Source organism: Hymenobacter coalescens, assembly GCF_054783195.1.
This window is the reverse complement of record NZ_BAAGRA010000019.1, coordinates 381,917-401,494: the sequence shown is the minus strand read 5'-3', so window position 1 is coordinate 401,494 and position 19,578 is coordinate 381,917. Positions and strand designations below refer to the sequence as shown.

General features: G+C 62.2%; 10 protein-coding genes and 1 tRNA gene. 4 read left to right on the top strand and 7 right to left on the bottom strand.

Features of this window, described 5'->3' with window-relative positions; genetic code table 11:
* Positions 1-81 precede the first annotated feature (81 nt).
* Complete coding sequence (locus tag ACYVKQ_RS18150; RefSeq protein WP_460676768.1) at positions 82-579, top strand: SixA phosphatase family protein; 498 nt, start codon at positions 82-84, stop codon at positions 577-579.
* 94 nt (positions 580-673) lie between these two features.
* The gene (ppk1, locus tag ACYVKQ_RS18145) at positions 674-2,764 is read left to right on the top strand and encodes a polyphosphate kinase 1 (protein WP_460676767.1); all 2,091 of its coding nucleotides are present in this window, start codon (positions 674-676) and stop codon (positions 2,762-2,764) included.
* Positions 2,765-2,925: 161 nt separating this feature from the next.
* Here the strand turns inward: ppk1 and ACYVKQ_RS18140 are convergent, their stop codons facing one another.
* Together ACYVKQ_RS18140 and ACYVKQ_RS18135 are read right to left on the bottom strand one after the other, a co-directional pair.
* Entirely contained in the window at positions 2,926-4,077 is a 1,152-nt protein-coding gene (locus ACYVKQ_RS18140; RefSeq protein ID WP_460676766.1) for a DUF6268 family outer membrane beta-barrel protein, read from the bottom strand.
* Positions 4,078-4,247: 170 nt separating this feature from the next.
* Positions 4,248-8,180, bottom strand: coding sequence for a metallophosphoesterase (locus ACYVKQ_RS18135; protein WP_460676765.1), 3,933 nt, complete (start codon positions 8,178-8,180; stop codon positions 4,248-4,250).
* A gap of 205 nt (positions 8,181-8,385) precedes the next feature.
* Here ACYVKQ_RS18135 and ACYVKQ_RS18130 point away from each other — a divergent pair, with 205 nt between their 5' ends.
* Entirely contained in the window at positions 8,386-9,609 is a 1,224-nt protein-coding gene (locus tag ACYVKQ_RS18130; RefSeq protein ID WP_460676764.1) for a Pycsar system effector family protein, read from the top strand.
* Positions 9,610-9,734: 125 nt separating this feature from the next.
* Here the strand turns inward: ACYVKQ_RS18130 and ACYVKQ_RS18125 are convergent, their stop codons facing one another.
* Positions 9,735-10,811 carry a DUF2652 domain-containing protein gene (locus tag ACYVKQ_RS18125; protein ID WP_460676763.1) on the bottom strand — a complete coding sequence of 359 codons (1,077 nt, stop codon included), beginning with the start codon at positions 10,809-10,811 and terminating at the stop codon, positions 9,735-9,737.
* Between the two features lie 226 nt (positions 10,812-11,037).
* Between ACYVKQ_RS18125 and ACYVKQ_RS18120 the strand changes: the two genes are divergently transcribed.
* Positions 11,038-11,109, top strand: a tRNA-Arg gene (locus ACYVKQ_RS18120).
* 1,119 nt (positions 11,110-12,228) lie between these two features.
* Here ACYVKQ_RS18120 and ACYVKQ_RS18115 read toward each other — a convergent pair.
* The 4 genes from ACYVKQ_RS18115 to ACYVKQ_RS18100 form a co-directional block, all read right to left on the bottom strand.
* Entirely contained in the window at positions 12,229-12,564 is a 336-nt protein-coding gene (locus tag ACYVKQ_RS18115) for a DUF5681 domain-containing protein (RefSeq protein WP_460676762.1), read from the bottom strand.
* Between the two features lie 476 nt (positions 12,565-13,040).
* Positions 13,041-16,499 carry a class I SAM-dependent DNA methyltransferase gene (locus tag ACYVKQ_RS18110; RefSeq protein WP_460676761.1) on the bottom strand — a complete coding sequence of 1,153 codons (3,459 nt, stop codon included), beginning with the start codon at positions 16,497-16,499 and terminating at the stop codon, positions 13,041-13,043.
* Between the two features lie 138 nt (positions 16,500-16,637).
* On the bottom strand, positions 16,638-17,510 hold the full coding sequence (locus ACYVKQ_RS18105) for a hypothetical protein (RefSeq protein ID WP_460676760.1): 873 nt from the start codon (positions 17,508-17,510) through the stop codon (positions 16,638-16,640).
* Between the two features lie 64 nt (positions 17,511-17,574).
* Positions 17,575-19,206 (bottom strand): DUF3987 domain-containing protein, encoded by a 1,632-nt coding sequence (locus tag ACYVKQ_RS18100; RefSeq protein WP_460676759.1) that lies wholly within the window; start codon positions 19,204-19,206, stop codon positions 17,575-17,577.
* Positions 19,207-19,578: the final 372 nt, after the last annotated feature.

Genomic DNA, 19,578 nt, shown 5'->3' with positions numbered 1-19,578 from the left:
TTCTTTTTCAGCGCCGCCAAGCCCGAATAACTATTTTCGGCGGGCTTCAGTAAAGAAGCCCGCTACCTACCCCGCATCCCGATGAAGATTCTGTATCTGATGCGCCACGCCAAATCGAGCTGGAATTTCGATGGGCTGAGCGACAAAGAACGCCCGCTGAACAACCGCGGCCGCACCGATGCGCCCCACATGGGTCAGGCCCTGGTGGCGCGCAACATCCGCCTGGACCTGCTGGTGAGCAGCCCGGCCGTGCGCGCGCTCAGCACTGCGGCCCTGGTGGCCAAGGAGCTGCAGTACCCGCCCGAGCGCGTGCACGTACTCGATGGCATTTACGCGGCTGACCTGGACCGGCTGGTGGACATCGTGCACGAGCTGCCCGACGAGGCCGAATCGGTGCTGCTGGTGGGCCACAACCCGACCATTACTGACGTCGCCAATGCGCTGTCGCCGAGCCCGGTAAACGAAATGGGCACGGCGGCCATCGTATGCCTGCACTTTCAAGCCGACCGATGGGCCGACGTGCACCGTACCAACGCCGAACTGTACTTCCACGACTCGCCCAAAAATCACGAAGATTAATGGCTGAATGGCTGAATGGTCAAGTGGCTGCTTGTTCCGGCAACGCTGGAACAAGCAGCCACTTGACCATTTAACAATTTAACAATCAACACACATGCCGCACGACGCTGCCCCCACGCCACCGACCGAACCGCAGCTGCACAACCGTGAGCAGAGCTGGCTGACCTTTAACGCCCGCGTGCTCCAGGAAGCCCAGAGCCCGGACGTGCCGCTGCTGGAGCGGCTTAAGTTTCTGGCTATCTTCTCTTCCAACCTCGACGAGTACTTTAAGGTGCGGGTGGCCACGCTGCGCCGCCTGCAGAATCTCAAGCGCAAAACCCGCGCAAAGCTGGGCGAGGACCCCGGCGAACAGCTGCAGCAAGTGCTCAGCGTGGTGCGCCAGCAGCAGGAGCAGTTCGGCGACACGTTCCGCAACCAGATTCTGCCCGAGCTGCGCCGCCACCACATTCACCTCATTGCCGAGCACGACCTGACGGCCGAGCAGCGCGCCTGGGTGCAGCAGTACTTCCGCGAGCGGGTGCAGGATCTGCTCTCCCCCATTGTGCTCGACGACAACCTGCACCACCTGTTCCTGAAGGACCAGACCACCTACCTCACGCTCTACCTCACCGAGCCGGTGAAAGGCAAAAAAGCCGAAGAGGACGAGCGGGTGCTGGTGATGGAGCTGCCCACAAAACGCCACGGCGGGCGCTTCGTGCAGCTGCCCGATGCGGGACCGGAGCACTACGTGATGTTTCTGGACGACGTGGTGCGCTGCTGCGCGCACGAGCTGTTTCCGAAGTACCAGCGGGTGGAAGTCAGCAGCATCAAGATGTCGCGCGACGCGGAGCTGGACATTCAGGAGGAAGTATCGGGCAACCTGCTCGCCAAAATCAAGAGCAGCCTGCAGAAGCGCGAAACCGGCTACCCGGCGCGCCTGCTCTACGACCCGGCCATGCCCAAGGCGGCGCTGCGGGCGGTGATGCAGAAAACCGGCATCGGTAAGGACGAGCTGGTGGAGGGCAGCCGCTACCACAACTTCCGCGACTTTTTCGGCTTCCCGGGCTTCGGGCTAAAGGAGCTGCAGTACCCCGCGCAGGCGGCCTTGCCCCACGCCACGCTGCCGCGCCCCAAGGAGCCGGGCCTGCTGGCGGCCATTGCCGAGCGCGACCACCTCATTCACTACCCGTACCAGTCGTTTGACTACGTGACGCAGCTGATCCGCGAGGCGGCCAAAGACCCGGCCGTGACGGACATCAGCATCACCTTGTACCGCGTGGCCAGCAAGAGCGCCGTGGCCAAGGCCCTGCTCAAAGCCGCCAAGCACGGCAAGCGCGTGACGGTGGTGGTGGAGCTGAAGGCCCGCTTCGACGAGGAAAGCAACATCCGCTGGGCGGAAAAGCTGGAACGCGCCGGCGCCGTGGTCATTTACGGCGTGCCCGAGCTGAAGGTGCATGCCAAGCTGCTGCTCATCGGCCGTACGCAGGACGGGCAGCCGCGCCACTACGCGTACCTGAGCACCGGCAACTTCAACGAGGACACCTCCCACGTGTACGCCGACCACGGCCTGTTCACGGCCGATGAGCGCCTCACCGCGGAGGTAGCCCGGCTGTTCGACTTCTTCCGCTCCCGCGAGGTGCCCGCGCCGTTCGGGCACCTGCTGGTGGCCCCCTTCGAGCTGCGCCAGCGCTTGACCCACCTCATTGAGGTGGAAACCGAACACGCCCGCGCCGGCCAGGAGGCTTACATCATTCTGAAGCTGAACGCCCTGCAGGACGACGACATGATCCGCAAGCTGTACGCGGCCAGCCAGGCCGGCGTGCGCGTGGAGCTGCTCATCCGGGGCATCAGCTGCCTGGTGCCGGGCCTGCCGGGCCTGAGCGAGAACATTCAGCAGCGCGGGCTGGTCGACCGGTACCTGGAGCACGCCCGCGTGTACGTGTTCGGCAACGGCGGGCAGGAGCGCGTGTACGTGGCGTCGGCCGACTGGATGACGCGCAACCTGGACCGCCGCGTGGAAGTGGCTTTTCCCCTTTACGACCCCGAAGTGCGCCGGGAGGTGCGCTACCTGCTGGACCTGCAGCGCCAGGACAACCAGAAGTCCAGGGACTGGCAAAACGCGTATCTGCGCGGCGGCGCCGCCGAGAAACCGGTGCGGGCGCAGGTGGCTACGTACGAGTACCTGCGCAAGAAGCGGCGGAAATAATTGGCGTCGCCAGGCTTTCAGAGCGTGCCCCCCACACACCAAGGCCGCCCGGAGTCGTTTTTACAACGACTCCGGGCGGCCTTGGTGTGTGGGGGGCTTCTGGCCAGTAGGCCTTGGCCGCGTGGGCCGTCGGGTGCCTTGCCGCCAACGGACCCGTCCGCTTATTTGGCGGCGGTCTTGTTCAGGAACTTGCGCGGCGGCACCAAAAACAGCTCCAGGCTGGCGTACATGGCCCCGCCCATGGTGTTGTCGATGATGCGCGGGCGAGGGCTGCGGCGCAACAGGCTGAAGCCTTGGTTGCCTTCTTCGTCAAGGGCGTTGAAGGCCGCGTTGTACCGGTAGCCGCCTTCGAGGCCAAACCAGAGGAAATCGTAAATCTCCCGCTCCAGTCGTATGCGGGGCTTCAACTCGGTCTGGCGCAGGATCAGGGTACGCAGGCCGGTTTCGGTGGGCTCGCGCAGCTTGATGTTGTAGTTCATGCCGTCGACAGTGTAGCCGGCGTACAGCAGCGTGTTCTGGGTGAGGTTGTAGCGCACCGTCACGCGGGCCGGAAACAGCGCCTCCACGCCCCAGTAGCGGTTCCAGGTGCGGTTGTAGAGCACCACCGGGTAGATGCTTTGGCGCCCGAAGGTGTAGCCCAGCTGCGCCCCGATGCCCCAGGCGAAATTGGGGTTGCGCTTCCAACCGTAAATGAACTCGCTCGACACCTTGAGGTAGTCCTGCACGTTCAGCTCGCTGGAGGTGTAGTCGCCGTTCAGCTCGCCCTTCACGCGGGCAATGTACCAGTGCACTTCGTCGACGGGCCGGATGGCCGCCAACTGCGCGCCCAGCACCTTCAGGCCTTTGTCTTCCAGGTTGCGGTAGAACGACGACGCGTTGGGGTTTTCGAACTGGAACTCTTCCCGGTCGTAGTTCAGGCCCAGAATCAGCTTCAGGTGCGGATGGTTGACCAGCGGGGCGTACGCTTTGATGAAGGAGCGGGCATTTTTGGTGACGGTCGTCTGGGCCTTTGCCGCCGGGTTGCGGTCGTTCAGGTCGGTTTTGATGGTGAAGTTCGATAGCCGCTCGTGGTGCGCCACCACGCCCTTGCTCGGGCCCATGCCCAGCACAGAAGGCACGGCAAACTCCTGCCGGATGCCCTCAGCGTTGGTGGAAATGGTATCGGTGGGCAGCGGCGCGGGCGGCGGGTATACGGGCGTCCGGCGCGGCGGCAGGTCCTGGGCGGCGGCGTGAAACAGGTTCCCAAGCACCAGCAACAGGGCGCCGCTCAGGCGGCGCCCCCAGCCGTAAGCAGGCGAAATAAAGTGCGGCATAGAAAGAAAACAGAAGCAGTCCGAACGACGGGCAGAATGTTTTCTCTAAACGGCATCGGCCCCAAAAAGGCTGCCCCGGCACCGGTTCCGGGCGCATAAAAAAAACGCCCGCCCGCGACCAACGAGGGTTGCGGGCGGGCGTGGAGGCGCCGCGGGGACGCGTCCCCGGATCAGAACAGGAAGTCGAAACCGATGTTGACCAGGCTTTCCTCGCCCACGGAGTACGTGGCGTTGATAACGGCCTGCTTCAGGATGTCGACCCAGACGCCCCCGCCGATGCCGGTGTGGTAGGCGTCGATGCCCTGCTTCACGTCCAGCCCGCTGTGCACGCGGCCCGCGTCGGCCAGGCCCATGATGCCGAACTTGCCCGGCACGAGGTAGGCATTGAACGTGAACAGCTGCACGCGCACCTCGGCGTTGGCATAGGTCATGCTGCGGCCGGCGAAGCGCGTGCGGCGGTAGCCGCGCAGGTTGGTGGTGCCGCCCAGGGTGTTGGCCTGGTAGAAGCGGTAGTCGCCGATGTTGCGCGCGGCGCCGATGCGGCCGGCCCAGGTGAGCTGGAAGGGGAAGTTGGGCGAAAGGTAAAAGCGCACCTCCGAGCTGAGGCGGCCGTAGCGCAGCTGCTCGCCGTTGAGCTGAAAATTGTATTCGGCCGCGTTGTACCAGCGCAGGCCGATGCGCGGGTTCACCGGCGAAGAGCTGGCGTCCAGGTTCAGGTAGGTGCGGCCGCCCAGGTAGCGGTTCGTCTGGAAATCGGAGGCCCGGATGCCGGTGGCGGCGCCGCTCACGCCGTTGCCGTTGGCGTCGAGGCCGTTGGCAATTTCGCGGCCCAGGTCCTGCCCGTCGATGCGCCACTGGTCGTACTGCGGGCCGAACCCGAACTTGAGGAAGCTGAACACGTCGGTTTCCAGCGTCGGCGAGAAGTTGAAGCGTGCAAAACGGATGCGGTAGGTCTCGTTGAGGGCGCGGTTGCCGAGCGGGCTGCCGCTGTCCACGTTCTGGGCCACGTTGCGCGTGTCGTTGCCCTTGCCGAAGTAGTTGTAGAGCAGCTGCGGCCCGAACAGCTGCGAAGCCACGCGCAGGTCGTACTTGCCGAGCACGTCGGTGAATACACCGGTGTAGCGCACGTTGTAGGCCTGGCGCGCGGGCGCGTAGTTGGCCACCAACGTCTGCTCGGTGGCAAACGGCTCGCGGCGGAAGCCGTAGGTGCGCAGCGTGCCGCCGCCGCCGATGAATAAGCCGTCGTCAATGTTGTAGCCGAAATACACGGCCGGCCCAAAATAGGGCAGCTTGTAGTCGCGCTTGTTGGTGCGCGAAGCGTAGTCGTACTGGCTCACCTCAATGCCCGGCTCCAGGCGCAGGCGCGTTTCCTTGCCCGGCACGATGACGTTGCCCGAGTCGCCGTCGTACACCTGCACCGAGTGCGGCCGCAGCAACGAGCCGCCCTTGGTGGACTGGTCCACGATGGTGTCGCGGTCGATGCCGCCGATGATGCGTAGGCGGATGCTGCTGGGCTGGTCGCCGCGCACGCGGTACGAGTCGTTGCCGGCTAGGCCGTAGAGGCGAATTTCCTTGGTGATGTCGCCGTGGTAGGTCTGGTCCCAGAGGGTTTTGGTGGTCTGGCCTTCCTTGTTCACTTTCTTCACCAGCACGCGGGTTTTGTCGCCCTCCAGGCGCTCCACCACGAAGCGCTCTTGCTTCTCGCTGCCCTTCACTTCCACCTTCTCGCTGAGCAGCTCGAAGTAGTCCTCGGCCAGCTGGGGCAGCAGGTCGCGGCGGCTTTTCAGCTTGCGGGCAATTTCGTCTCCGTGCAACTTGTAGATTTCCGCCGGCCAGCGCGTGCGCAGGGCCGAGTCGATGACCTGGTCGGTGAGGCGGGCCTTCATGTCTTCGGCCGTGGTCACCCAGTCCTTGCGCGACATCTCGCCCAGGAACACCCGGTCGTTGCTCAGCGCGGTCAGGTTCAGGCCCTTCCAGTCGGCAAAGTCTTCGCCGAAATTCTGGAAGTTGCGGATGGCCCACTTGCGGCGTGCCAGCCAGGGGAAGAAGCCGTCGCCCTTGAAGAAGGCAATGTCGCGGTCTTCGGGCACGGCCGTAAAGGTCCGGTCGCCTTCCTCGTCTTTGCTCTCGGCCCAGCGCCACTGGTCCTCGTGCCGGTCCCAGTCGCCGATCCACATGTCGAAGAGGCGCGAGCGGACGAAAGCCTTGCCCTTGATTTGGTTGTCATTGTCCTGGCGCAGGCGCTCCAGCACGCGGTCGGTGCCCACCAGGTTGGTGGCGTAGCCCAAAGACTCCACGTTGCTCTGGTCGTCCTTGGCGTCTTCCTCAATGGCCGCGGGCGTGTCGGCAAAGCGCGCCAAGTACTGGCCCAGCAGCGGGTCGCGCGGGATGTAGCGCAGCTCGGGGTTGGTGTGCAGAATGCCGGCGGCCGTGGCCAGCGGCGGCAGCACCACCGAGCCGAAGGGGTGCTGGGCCGAAATCTGATCCTGCAGAATGTCCTTGGCGGCGGTTTCGCGCAGGGCTTCGGGCAGCACCGCCGAAGGGTCCTTATTGAGCCCACGGATGGTGTAGTTGCGGCCCTCCTCGTTGCGCACTTTCAGCGAGGCGGTTTGCTTGCCGCCCCCGATTTTGTAGGGTTCCAGGCCGCCTTTCTCCACGGCCAGGTCCAGCACCGGAAACTTTACCGGCGTAGCCCACTCCTCGCGGTAGTGCTTGCCGAAGAGGGCCTTGTGGAAGCTGCTGCGGGCCGCGTAGCGCGGGTTCACGGCCACCGTCACGGTGGAGTCGGCGTAGCGCGGGCGGCCGGCCACGTCCACGTTGAACGGGTCGGGACCGGTGGGCGCGTCGCCGGCTATGGCCTGCTTGGCGTACAGCGGCTGGCGGAATACCAGGCGGCCGGTGTCGCCCTTATCGTTCGGCACCCAGTACTCCAGCCACACCTCGCCGCTCTGGTAGTAGTTCACGCGGGCCCAGCCCTTCTCCTTGTCGGAAAACAGGGCTTCGCCGTCGCGGCCGGTGCGCACGTGCTGGGTTTTGCAGCCCGAGCCCGATACGATGTGGTGCAGGTCCTCCACCTTGAAGTACTGCAGGTTGTGCTCGTGGCCGGCGGCGTAGATGGTGTTCGGGTACTTGGCAAAGATGTCCATCAGCCCCTTCTTGTACTGCTGGTACAGGGGGTGCGGAATGTCCTGCGAGATGCCGCCGTACTTGCGGGCGAAGGGGTACACTGAGCCGACGACGGGAAACGGAATGAAGGCGTACTTGTAGACGATGCTCAACGGGAACAGGTGGTCGGCCAGGGTAAAATAGCCGCCGTGGATGCCGTCGGAGAAGATGGGGTGGTGCGCAATGACGACGACGTTCTTGTTGCGGTGCTTGGCCATCATGTCCTCCAGCTGCACGAAGAAGTCGGCCTCGTTGGCCACGCCGCAGCCGCTGTTGGCCCCGTAAGGCCGCTCCGAGGTTTGCAGAAACCACTGCGAGTTAATGGCCAGGATGGCCAGGTTGTCCTGCACCAGGATTTCGTAGGGCCCGGGGCAGCCGTTGGGCGGAATGTAGAAGGCCCCGGTGCGCGTGAAGGCGGCCGAGTCCTTGTTCATGTAGTCCTCGATGAACGTCTGGGCCCGGATAACCTGATCCAGCGAACCGCGCTGGCCCTGTTTCCAGTCGTGGTTGCCCGGAATCATGTACTTCTCGCCCTTGTAATTACGCAGCACGTTGATCTGATCGATCAGGCGCTGCTCCGACACTTTGCGGTCGTAGGCGCCGGTGGGCGGCAGGCCGTACTCGTAGATGTTGTCACCGAGGTAGATGGTGGTGCTCCGCTCGCCTTCGCGCAGGATCTGGCGGCGCAGGAAGTTCAGCGACGGTTCGCCGCCCTGCTCGGCGGGCGTGGGCTTGCCTACGTCGCCGATCAGGAAGACGGTGTAGCGCAGTTGGGCGCTGTCGGGCGGGGTTTGCTTTTCCCAGTCTTTGCCGATGCCCCGGTAGTTGGGACGCTCGGGGTGGGCGGTCTGGGTTTTGGTGCCTTGGGCCTGGGCGAAACCCCACGGCACTAGGCTGCCGACCAGCAGTAACCAGCTAGTCAGAAGAAGTCGGCTCATAAGAAACGGAAAGGAGAGAGAAGGTGCGGACAGGGGCGGCAGTAACGCTCCCGCGACCATGGGCGGCGGGGGCGTTACTGCCCGATACGCAGCCCGGCGCCCCGGCGTTGGGGCCGGCTCCGCCTGGATACCGAACCTGACGGGAAAAGTTGCGTTGTAATCCCGTTGGCGCGGCTTTGCCGCCCCTCGCCTTCGCCCCCCTTTAATGGAAACGACCCCGACCCTGAAACCGGCCAAAGCCGAGATTATCAAACAGGCCAAAGCGTACGTGGAGCAGCTGTTCGAGCAGCGGCTGCCGCGGCAGCTGGTTTACCACACCTTCAAGCACACCAACACCGTGGCCAAGGAAGCCACGGCGCTGGCGCAGGCGGCCAAGCTCGCCCCGGCCGACCAGGAGGCCCTGGTGCTGGCGGCCTGGTTTCACGACGCGGGCTACATCGACCGCTACGACGGGCACGAATACCGCAGCATGGAGCTGGCCGAGGAGTGGCTTGCGCAGCAAGGCTACCCCGCCGAGCGCGTGGCCTTGATCAAGGACCTGATCCGGGCCACGCACCGCGACGAAAAGCGCGAAACCGAGCTGCAGAAGATGCTGGTGGATGCGGACATGAGCAACCTCGGCCGCGACGCCTGCCCGGCCGACGCCGAGCTGCTGCGCACCGAGTGGGAGGCCACCCAGGGCCGGGTGTACTCCAACACCGAGTGGGCCGAGTACCAGCTCGATTTCCTGTTGCAGCACAAGTTTCTGTCCGAGGCGGGCAAGGCCCGCTACAAGGATCAGCTCAAGGAAAATATCCAGGACCAGCGCAAAGCGCTGAAAAAACAGGAGAAAAAGGAGAAGAAAAAGGCCGAGGAGGCCGAGGGCTACGCCGAAGGCAAGCGCGGCGTGGAAACGATGTTTCGCGCCACCTACAACCAGCACATCCGCCTTTCGCAGATGGCCGACCAGAAGGCCAACATGATGATCAGCCTGAACACGGTGCTGCTCTCGGTCATCATTACCTACCTCGGGGCCAAAACCTCGCAGGTGGGGCCCGCCTTCACCAAAAACCCCGTCTTGGCCATACCCATGGCCCTGCTCGTAGCCACGGCGCTGGGGTCGGTGGTTACCTCCATCCTCTCGGCCCAGCCCGACGTGACCAGCTTCAAGTGGCTGCGCCGCTCGCCGCAGATTGCGACCAACCGCCGCGTCAACCTGCTTTTCTTCGGCAACTTCACCAAGCTCAGCCTCGACAACTTCCAGGAAGGCATGCACGAGCTCATGCGCGATAAAAACCTGTTGTACAACAACATGGTCACCGACATCTACTACCTCGGCGAGGTGCTAGCCCGCAAGTACCGTCTGCTGCGCGTGAGTTACACCATCTTCATGGTGGGCCTAATCCTGACCGCCCTGGCTTTCGGCATCGTGATGCTCTACAAGGCGTAGGGTTGATGCGGCAGAATATGGATACCTCGCGAAGGCGGCAAGGGCGCGGCTGTACCATTGCCGAATAGCCGCCGGCACAGCCGCGCCCTTGCCGCCTTCGCACATGGGCAAAGCAGCATTACGGCTTAAAAAAACTCCGCCAGCTGCGCCACCGACTGGCCCAGCCAGCGGTGCAAGCGGTGTAGCTGGCCCTTGCGCACGATGCGACGGGCACTGGCAATGTGGCCGTAGCGAAACTCCATCGTCACGAGGCAGTGGCCGGCATCAATGGCTTCGAGGCGGAAAAACAGCAGCGCGTTCGGAAACAGGCGCCAGTGCGCCACCTTCTCCACATACTCGGTGTGCCCATCTGTTTCGATGCGCTGCACCACCTGCAGGTCAATCTGACCGGCGTAGAGGTCGAGCTTGTAATTGGCACCGGGGCGGTGGGCCTTGGTGGCGTCGTAGTGCACGGCGGTGGTGCCGGCCAGCCAGCGGGGCCGCAGGCGCAGGTTGCTCACCACGCGCAGCACCCGCTCCGCGGGCGCGGCCACCGTGCGGCGTACCTGCACCCGGCAGGCCACCGGCTGCTTGCCGGGGCCGGAGTCGGGTTGCACCAGCAGGCGCAGGGGCGTAAGGAGGGCGTAGAAATAGCGAATTTCCCCCAAGTACTCGTACACGGTAGCACTGGGTTGCAGGCGCGTCCAGGCAAAGCAGCGGGCTACTTCGGCGGGAGCCTGCGTACTGAGGTAGCCCTCGGTGAGCAGCACGTACTCCGAGCCGGACACGTTGTTTTTGAGCAGGCGGTGCGCCACAATCACGTCGCGGCCCAGCAGCTTCCGAAACTCGCGGATGTCGGCCACGCTCACCCGTCCGTAATGCCCGATGATCTTGAGAGTGAGGGCGGCTTCGTGCAGGGCCGCCGCCAGTTCCGAGTCGGTGTCGCGGGCCACCAGCTGCAGGTAGTTTTGAAAGTCGAGGAAGATGCGCCGGCACTGCTGCACCAGCTCGGCCACCGGCGGAGCCGGTCCCAACCGGTAGAACAGAATGGCGTCGCCTTGGATTTCGGCCACCTGCAGCCCCAGCACGTTGGCTTCGATCAGGATTTCAAGCAGGTCAGCCACTAGGTGCGGGGCCTGCGGGTGGTTGGCTTCTTCGATAAAGCGGGTAAAGCCACTGATGTCGGGGATGAGCAGCAGGGCCGGCTGTGTATCGTCGGGCACAGCGTCGCCAGGTGGCGCGGCCTGGCGGCGGCCGGCCGCACGGCGCGCCGCACGCAAATCATCAAGCAAACCCATACTGGAGCAAGGCGCGGGGAGAACAGCCTTCGCCGCCTATACGCGTCAGCCCGCCCGGCGGATGCTCCCCGGCACGGCCGGCCCCGCATTTCACCGCGCGGCATTTGGGGCCACTAAGCTTTCGGTGTATTTTTGTTGGTACTGCCCCTAAGGCTGCGTAGTTCAACGGATAGAATAGGCGTTTCCTAAACGCTTGATATGGGTTCGATTCCCGTCGCGGCTACAAAAAACCGTGTTTCCTGACCCGAAACACGGTTTTTAGTTTTCCGGGGGACGGTTTGGGGGACAAATCAGGATCATTAAGCAATCGGGGGACAAAACAGCCGACTTAAAAGTAGCCGGCCGGTTATCTTTGAGGTGCCCGCCGGGTAAGTAGTTGCCAACTCTCACCTACGGGCAAGGGCCACCACGTCAATTGACGTGGTGGCCTTTTACTTAGTGTTATTAGCCGAATAATTTCTGCGTTTGGAGGGGCTAAGCCAATCTACTATGTTTGACAAATGAGAATTTATGTGATTCTGTTTGTAGTGCTGGTAACACCTAGAATGGCTGCACAAGCTCAGAGTGTAGGCATAGGGACGAGTACCCCTAGCCTCTCTGCAGCGTTAGATATTCAAAGCACTTCTAAGGGTCTGCTCCTGCCTAGATTGACAGCGGAGCAAATGCTAACCATACCCAATCCCGATGCTGGGCTAATGGTGTACAATACAACTGAACATACATTTTATGGGTACAGGGGTTATAACAGACTAGCTCAATACGCCGCGCAGATAGTCACTGACTCTTATGACGGTTATGCAACCACATTTGGACAAACTTTCCGCTCATCAGCCGCTGGACCATTGGATTATATCTGGGTAACGGAAGTAGCTATGATGAGCCAAACGAACCAAATTTTATCAGGGGTGTATCCAGTCACGATTGAAGTTTATTCTGGAGTCGGATTCAGCGGTACTAGATTAGGTTCTGTCACTACTCAGTTCTACTTCGGAACATCAACAGACCCAATAGCTCTGCTAGTGTTTGACCTTTCGAGAATAGGAATACAGCTCACTGCAAGTCAAAATTATAGCTTTAGATTGTCTAGTCCGGGCAGACGGTTTCACTACGGTACCAACACAGCTAGTAACTTAGGTGGGTTGTACAGCAATAACATTCCTAACACCTCACGCAATCTTACTTTCGAAGTAGGTGCTGGGCATATGTGGGGATGGGTTCCTTTGAAGTAAAAGGAAATAGAGCACGCAGACTGAGTAACCCACGTGCATATTTGCCTGCTCCTACCCACAGCAAGGGCCGCCGCGTCTGTTGATGCGGCGGCCCTTTTCATTTGTGGTCGTGTTCAGCTATTCCCTAGTAGCAGAGGCGCTGCGGCTGCGTTGGCTTCCCGTTGCTCTGGCGTGCCGCCGATGTGCAGCGTTACAGTTACCGGGCCTTTCTCGGTGTTGGCGTCGGCTAGGGTGGTGCGCTGCAGCTTGGGCGTCACGAACTCGGCCAGCTTTACATATGCGTCAATAAACTCCTTACCGTCGAGGGCAGCCAGCTTGGCGCGTAAGGTTTCGGCTGTGAAGCCAGCTAGGGCCGCACCGATGATCTGCCGGGCTTGGGCGTTGGCTTTGTTCTGGCTGCCTTTCGGCCGGCCGGCGGGATTGCCGCTTTGGCCTTGTTCGTACTGCATACCTGGGCCTGTAAATGCCTGTTCTTTACAGGGAAGATACGGCCCTAGCCAGTGGCAGGAGTAAGTCAGCAGCGCTACTAGGTTATGACTTAGCGCCTCGGACTTTGGGGGTTGAGTTTTGCACGCGTGCCAGTCACAAGGCAGGCTGCGGTTTTCGCCTGAGCGTCCGCAAGAATAAATGCCCCTACCCCTTAGCTTATTTCTAAGCTTGTAGGAGTCAAGGCAGCCGGGGCTCCCCCTTTCCCTCTATTTTGACAACGTAAGAAATTTAGGAGGGTAAGCGGTTGCGCGACCGGCTGAGCTTAGGAAGTTACTCCCCTGCCCTGAGGTCAGGATCAACCCGATAAAACCCGATATGCAGCAGGTTCCCCGGTAAGTGCCGGAAAACCTTCTACCCCTAGAAAAGCAAAGGGTATACCGGCTAGGTATACCCTTTGGGAGTTGCAAGTAGGTGGGTAGGGCTGTCGGTATGCGGCTTAGGCAGCGTATGCGCCCTCGGCGGTGGCACGCAGCAGGCTAAGGGCCGTAAGCGTATCCAGCAGCGGCTGCACTCGTTCGGGCTTGGCGCGCTTGAAGCGGGCCGCTACCTGAGCCGCCGTAAGGGCTTGCCCGGCCTGCTGCACGGTATCCCGTACGGCCTGCATCTGCTGGGCCAGCTCGGCGGGCCAGGGCTGGGGGCCTGTGGCTTCAGTAGCTGCTACCGTAGCCGCGGCGGCCTGGGCAGCGGGCAGGGACAGTGAAGCCTGCTGCAGCTCTGGCGCCTGATAGGTGGGGCGCAGGTACCGAACGTGGCCGGCCTGTTCTTCGCGGGCGCGTTCGTGGTTGAGGCGTACCAGGCGGGTCAGGATTTCGGCGTCGGGCAGGTCGGTGGGCCAGCCGTAGGCGGCGGCCACGGCGGCGTCTAGCTGCTGGTGCAGGCTGAGTACTACGGAGGCTAGGCCCTGCTCATTGATGGTTTTCTCCTTGGCGGTGCTCAGGGGCTGGCCGGCGCGTAGCTTCTCTACTACGTTGTAGAGGTCGGTAAGCGTAAGCGCGGGGTGGGCCGTCTGTTGGCGCTTGCGGTGCGCGTCCAGCTGTTCGGCTAGCTCCCGGATGCGGGCCTGCTGTTCGGGCGTAGCGTCGGGAAAGGGGAAAGGGTCGAAACAGCGCGACTTATCATAAACAGGGTCGTTACCTACACCCATTCGGCCACCTGCGGCTAATGAGTAGATAACATGGAAGCGACTAGAAAGCACTCCGAAGTAATAAGCATCCTCAAACGCAATTGCTATGAGCTTATCATCAGGAATTACATTAGAATCTAAGAATGTAAAGAGGCGGTGTTTAGCAACCTGTGCTGTCACTATGTAACGGGTAAGCCCCTCTAAAGCAGGCCGAAAAGTTGAACGTGCTTCCGCAAAAATCCACCATCTCTTTCTTGTTATATCTCGCCTTACTTCATCCCTTTGGGGCTTTACATTTAAATAGATATGCTGATACGCAGCAGGGTAACGCGCAATTACCTCTTGCTCGGTTAAACCAAAAAAGTCAATAATCATCAGGCCGCGTGGGGTGCCTGTTATATCCTTACCATTACGAAACGGTCTAATATGTTTTTCAAGGCCAGAGACAGTCCCTAAGCCTATTTGCTCAGCAGTAGATAAGTCAATCACGAACCCTTGCCCCACTGGAATAACCCCTCGGCTACTAATTCCCGCATTTGCTTTTAAGGCTGGGATTGTTGTCAAGTCAGCGCCAACAGATAGGTCTGAGTTGATTTCTCCTTGCTTTTCAATCAATACCACATCGTGCGCTTCTTCGCCTTCAGCGAGTGTTTCTGAAACAACTAGTGCTAGTGTGCCGGGCGCTTCTCCCGATTGAGCTACTGTCATAGCAACCCTAACAGCCGCACCTTCAGCAGCATCAACCCAAGGATGATCAGGAATAGCAAATGATAAAGAAACCGGGCTGCTATCCGCTTCCATGTGCCGCTGTAACACCCGGCGGTTAAAGGTCTGGGTGAGCGAGTTCGTAGTAATGAAGCCGAACCGCTCCGTTTCACCGCGCCGCAATGCCTCAGCAGCATTGTCCCACCAGTACATTACTAAGTCAGCCGAATCGGGCACTTTGCCTTTATAGGCCTTTCGCAACGCATCTGCATACCCGTCGCCCAGCAAATCCCGCATTCGTTTGTTACCCACAAACGGCGGATTACCCACAATAAAATCCGCTTTGGGCCACTCGGCCGGCTGAGGGTTGGGGTAGTCGTAAACGGGCGTCCGGGCGGTTTCGTCGGGCACGGGCTGGCCGGTGACGGGGTGTGGCTTGGTGGTGCCGTCCCAGCGCGTCACGGGGTTGCCCTGGGCATCGAGGCGGGGCACGGGTGGGCCGTGCTGCAGGGCGGCATCCTGCTGGCGAATGTTCTGGTACTCGTCCAGCAGCGGCTCCCGTAGCTCGGAGGGACCGTAGGTACGCAGGTGCCACTGCAAGTAGCCGATACGCAGCACCACGTCCGCAATAGCCGCGGCGCGCGGGTTCAGCTCCAGGCCTAGCAGCTGGTGCGGGCTCACGGTGGTACCGCCGCCCAGGTCGAGTAGGCCGGTATGCCCGTAGCTGTTGATAGCGGCCAGTACTTCGCCCTCCAGGCGTTTGAGGTGTTCCAGCGTCACGTACAGGAAGTTGCCGGAGCCGCAGGCGGGGTCGAGGATGCGGATAGAGGTCAGGCGCGAAAGGAAGCGTACCAGTTCGGCGCGGGCCTCTTTGCTTTGGCCTTCCTCCAGGCGGCGGGCGGCGGCGGCCTGAGCGGCGGCCCATTCCCGGCGCAGCGGTTCCAGCACGGTAGGCAGCACCAGCCGCTCCACGTAGCGGCGCGGGGTGTAGTGCGCGCCCAGGCTGTGCCGCTCTTTGGGGTCGAGAGCCCGCTCCAGCAGCGTACCGAAAATGGCCGGCTCTACTTCCGTCCAATCGGCCTTAGCCGACTGCAGCAGCAGCTCCGCCTGATCGGCGTTGAGGGGCAGGGCCGTGGTATCGTGAAATAGCTTGCCGTTGAAGCGTTTGATTCGGGCTTTCAGCTCCGACGAAAAGCCGCCGGTGTCCATGGTGTGCCACAGGTTGCTGAGCACGTCGGGCAGGAAGGGCAACAGCTCCGGGGTGCGGTACTCCGTCAGCACGCCGGTAAACGAGGTTTTGGGTATCAGCCCGGTATCCTCGGCAAACATGGTAAAGAGGCAGCGCATCAGGAATTGCGCTACCACGTCGGTATTGTGGCCGGCCTGTTCCAGCTGGGCCGACAGGCGGGCCAGCCGCCCGGCCAGCTCCCGCGTCACGCGGGCGGCGCGGCGGCTGGGGTCGAGGGCCTTGGGGTCGAGGAAGATTTGCCGTAGCAGCGTGCGGGTGCTTTCCTCCACCAGCGCGGGCAGCAGAATCCGAAAACGGATTTGGTCGGGGAAGGGCACAAACGAATCCCCAACCCCGGCAAAGTTGCTGTACACGTCGATGCAGTGGCCCACATCCACCACTAGCACAAACAGGGGGCGCGGTTCGTCGGCGGGCAGGGCGCGCACGTAGCCCAGCGCCTGCTGCCGGGCAGCCTGCATCATTTCGGCCCACTTGGCGGAGCCGCGCACGGCGTGGCCCTTGCGGCGCTTGTTGGCTTCTAGCCCCAGCTCGGCGCGCTGGGCTTTCTGCTGTTGGTCGGGTGTGTCGGTGCCCTGCTTGGTTTCCAGCACAAAGCAGCCGCGCTTATAGAGGTCAATACGGCCGGTGCTTTTCTTGGGCCCGTCGTTGAACTGTACGGCCCGCTCCAATACGTAAGCATCCTGGGCGGGGTCGTCGGTGGTGGGGTCGGGCCGGGGCACGCCCAGCAGGTCGCAGAGGTCTTGCAGGAAAAGGCCGTAGTTGGCCCGTTCGGCGCCGCCGGCAGGTTTCCAGCGGGCTTCAAAATCAGCGTAAGTCACGGGTACGGATAGCGGGTAAGCGGAAGGGCCCGGAAGATAGGTAGCTGCACCGTTATTTACTGTAGTTAACGGTGCAACTTGACTATAACCGGTGTTATAAGGACTTTAATCAAGCGTGGCGTAGATGATGTAAAAGCGCTAAAAAGGCGGGTAGGCCTGTAGCCGAACATTCAGTACATTCTGTAGGCACTCATGCAGCACCCGGTACCCTGTCAGATCATCCGGCGGCATGGTAGCATACAATGTAGCGAAGTGTTGACCTGCATTTAGCACGGCATTGAAATAGGCCGTTAGCCGTTCGTTGGCTATGTCTTCGTTGATTTCCTGCTCTATCTGGTCAATTACCGGGATAGGCACAAATTGGCCGCTTTCGTCCTGCCGATACACAGTCAGCTCCTTGCCGCCCACGGCCGCAAACATCTTGCGCGGGTGGAAGTCGGTTTGGTGCTCCACGGCCAGCGTGTAGCGGTGAAAGTCAATCGGGCCGCTGGTGCCGATGTATTCCCCATGGCTTTCGGGGTCAGGAAAGAAGCGGCCTAGCTCCCGATGTAGGCTGTACTCAGCCAGGCGGGCCGGGTCGGTGGTGTCAGTGACTTCCCACCCTTCGCCCGCGTCGGGGTTGCCGGTGCCGGTGTGGTACCAGTCATCATCTTCCCCGCCGCCGTATTCCAGTAGCAGGCGCTTACGGTTTGCTACGGCATAGGCGGTTAGGTTGCCGTCGTACTCCGCAAAGAAGTTGTTGAGCACCTTGGCCGCGCCCTCTATGTGGTGGTAGAGGTTATAAAGGGCGTTGCTCAGCACTATCAGCTCGTAGCAGCGCTGAGCCTGCTCTACGATGGAAAGCACAGGGGTAGCACCCTGAGCTTCGGCAGCAAACGCTACCCGACAGGCCCGCATAGATTCGCGCGGCGTGCTGACAATATCCAGCGTCGAGAGGCCGGACAGGTAGGCGTTGAACAGGTGGGCCAATGGAGTATCGGCGTTGATTTTTTCTAGAAGCGTGAACCGCATAACGGTAGGGTAAAAGAGTGGTACAGATTCGTAGCAGGACGTAGCGTAGCATTTTTGCTACGCGCTACACCTCGCAGCGCAGCCAGCGGGCCACGGTGGTAAAATGGACGCCTACTTGCAGGGCTATTTCCCGCACGCTCAGGCCTTGCGCCTGCAGCTCCCGCGCCAGGGCTTCCTGTTGGGCCTTAGCTGCATACCTGCTGGCCGCTCCAAAACCGGCACCAGCGGGGCGGGGCAGCCGCTCGTATAGAGCCAGCGCGTGCCGGCGGTACACGTCGGCCAGCAGCAGGGCGGCCGTGAGGTCGGCATCTTCGCAGGCCAGGGTACGGCCGGCCGGGGCTTCGCCGTCCTCAAAGCAGCGCAGCAGCGTTAGCAGCATACACAGCCGGAAGCAGGCGCGGGCGTGGCGTTTTACGGCGCTGCCGGAGCCTTCCCCGAAGTTGGCTACCCCTTCGCGTAGCCAGGCATTCCAGGCGGCGTTAAAGCGGGTTTTCTGGGGCGGCGTCAGCACCACGGACACCCGCCCCGCGCCCGCCGCGGCTATCATGCCTGATACCTGCACCGACAAGGCTTCAAACCAGGTATCGAGGGTGCCGCCGGCCGGCTCGGCAAACGGGTCGTCCCATTCGTGCGGGGCCTGAAAGGCATAGAACCAGAAGCGCGAAAACAACCCGTCCTCGGCGCTGGGGATTAGCCGCGCTACTTGCTCCGGCGTGCCACCCAGGGCCACCGACAGGGCCGGCCGGCTCAGCTCGTATGTGCCGGCCGTTTTCCGGTCGTACTGGTGCGGTTCGTGTTCGGAGCACTTGCGCAGCAGGGCCGAATAGTCGCCAAAATCTTGCTTCAGCGCCCCGCTCAGCGTGTCGGCCTCGGTGTCAAACAAGATGCCCCGCTCGTCGTTTTCGGCCAGCGTCTTTACCACGTTGGCGGCCCCGTTGTCCACGGGTATAAACAGGCGCCGCCGGGGCGGTTCGGCTGGCTTCGGAGGCAGCGGCGCCCCGGCTTTGGCGGCGCGCTTCTGCTGCTCATAGTCCTGCAGCGCCAGCTCGTAAGCCTCCCGCTCCCGGCGGCTGGCTTCGCGCACGGCTAAGTGGTAGGGCCAGGCCAGCCGCCGGGCCCAATCCAAGGCCCCTTTTCCCGAAGCGGCCGGCGCCACTACAAAGGCGTACACGTTGGCTCCGATAACCTTGCCCCGGTAGGCCCCTTCCAGCGTGGGGAAGCACCCCGACAGCACGGCCAGCGCGCCGGTTAGCAGTACGTCCCGCTCCCGCGCCGTGGGCAGGGGTTGGCAGCAGCGTTGTAGAAACCCCGGCAGCAGCGCGTACGCCTCGGCCGGTATGGTAGGCGTATCGAGGGGTTGAGCGTCGGCTTCGCCCCTACTGCTACCGGGCTGGCCGGAGGCATCATCTGAAGCGAAGTCGGGCCCCGCGCTGCTGGCCTGAGTGCGGGGCGGTTCCCATGGTTTGCTGTTGTGCCGGGCGGCTTCGCGCTGGTAGATGCCGCGCACGGTGCGCCGGATTTCGTCGGGAGGAAAGTCGGGCTGCTGGTAGCCTTGGGCATGGCCTTCCAGGTCGGCCAGCAGTACGCCCCGCTCATTGCAGAAATACGCCAACGCCGCTAGCCAGGCATTGCGGCCGCCCGCCGCCGGAAACGGCCCGTGGTGGTCGGTGTGCTGGCTCAGGCACCAGTCCAGCACGGCGGCCGGCGGGTCAGGGGTTTCGTGCCCAATACGCGCGCGCGTAGACGTGAAAACAGGTGGAAACTCCGGGGGCATTTCGCTAGCAGTACGCGCGCACGCGTACGCGCGCGTATTGGTCCCGAAACTCCCGGCCGGCTCTCCGGTTAGCGGCCCCGATCTTGCTGCTTCACCAGCTGCTGTGTCCAGCTCTGCCTGTTTGGGAGGGGCCGAAATGTAGTGTTTTGTAGGGTCGGTTTCGGGCGGAAGGGTCGCCAACAGGTCGCGTATTCTCATGGGGTTGCCAGCTCATAAAGTGACGGGGCAGGGCGGCCGGGTGCGGGTTACCCAGCGGGCAGGATGCACACGGCGCGGCCTTTCCCTGTTATTGGG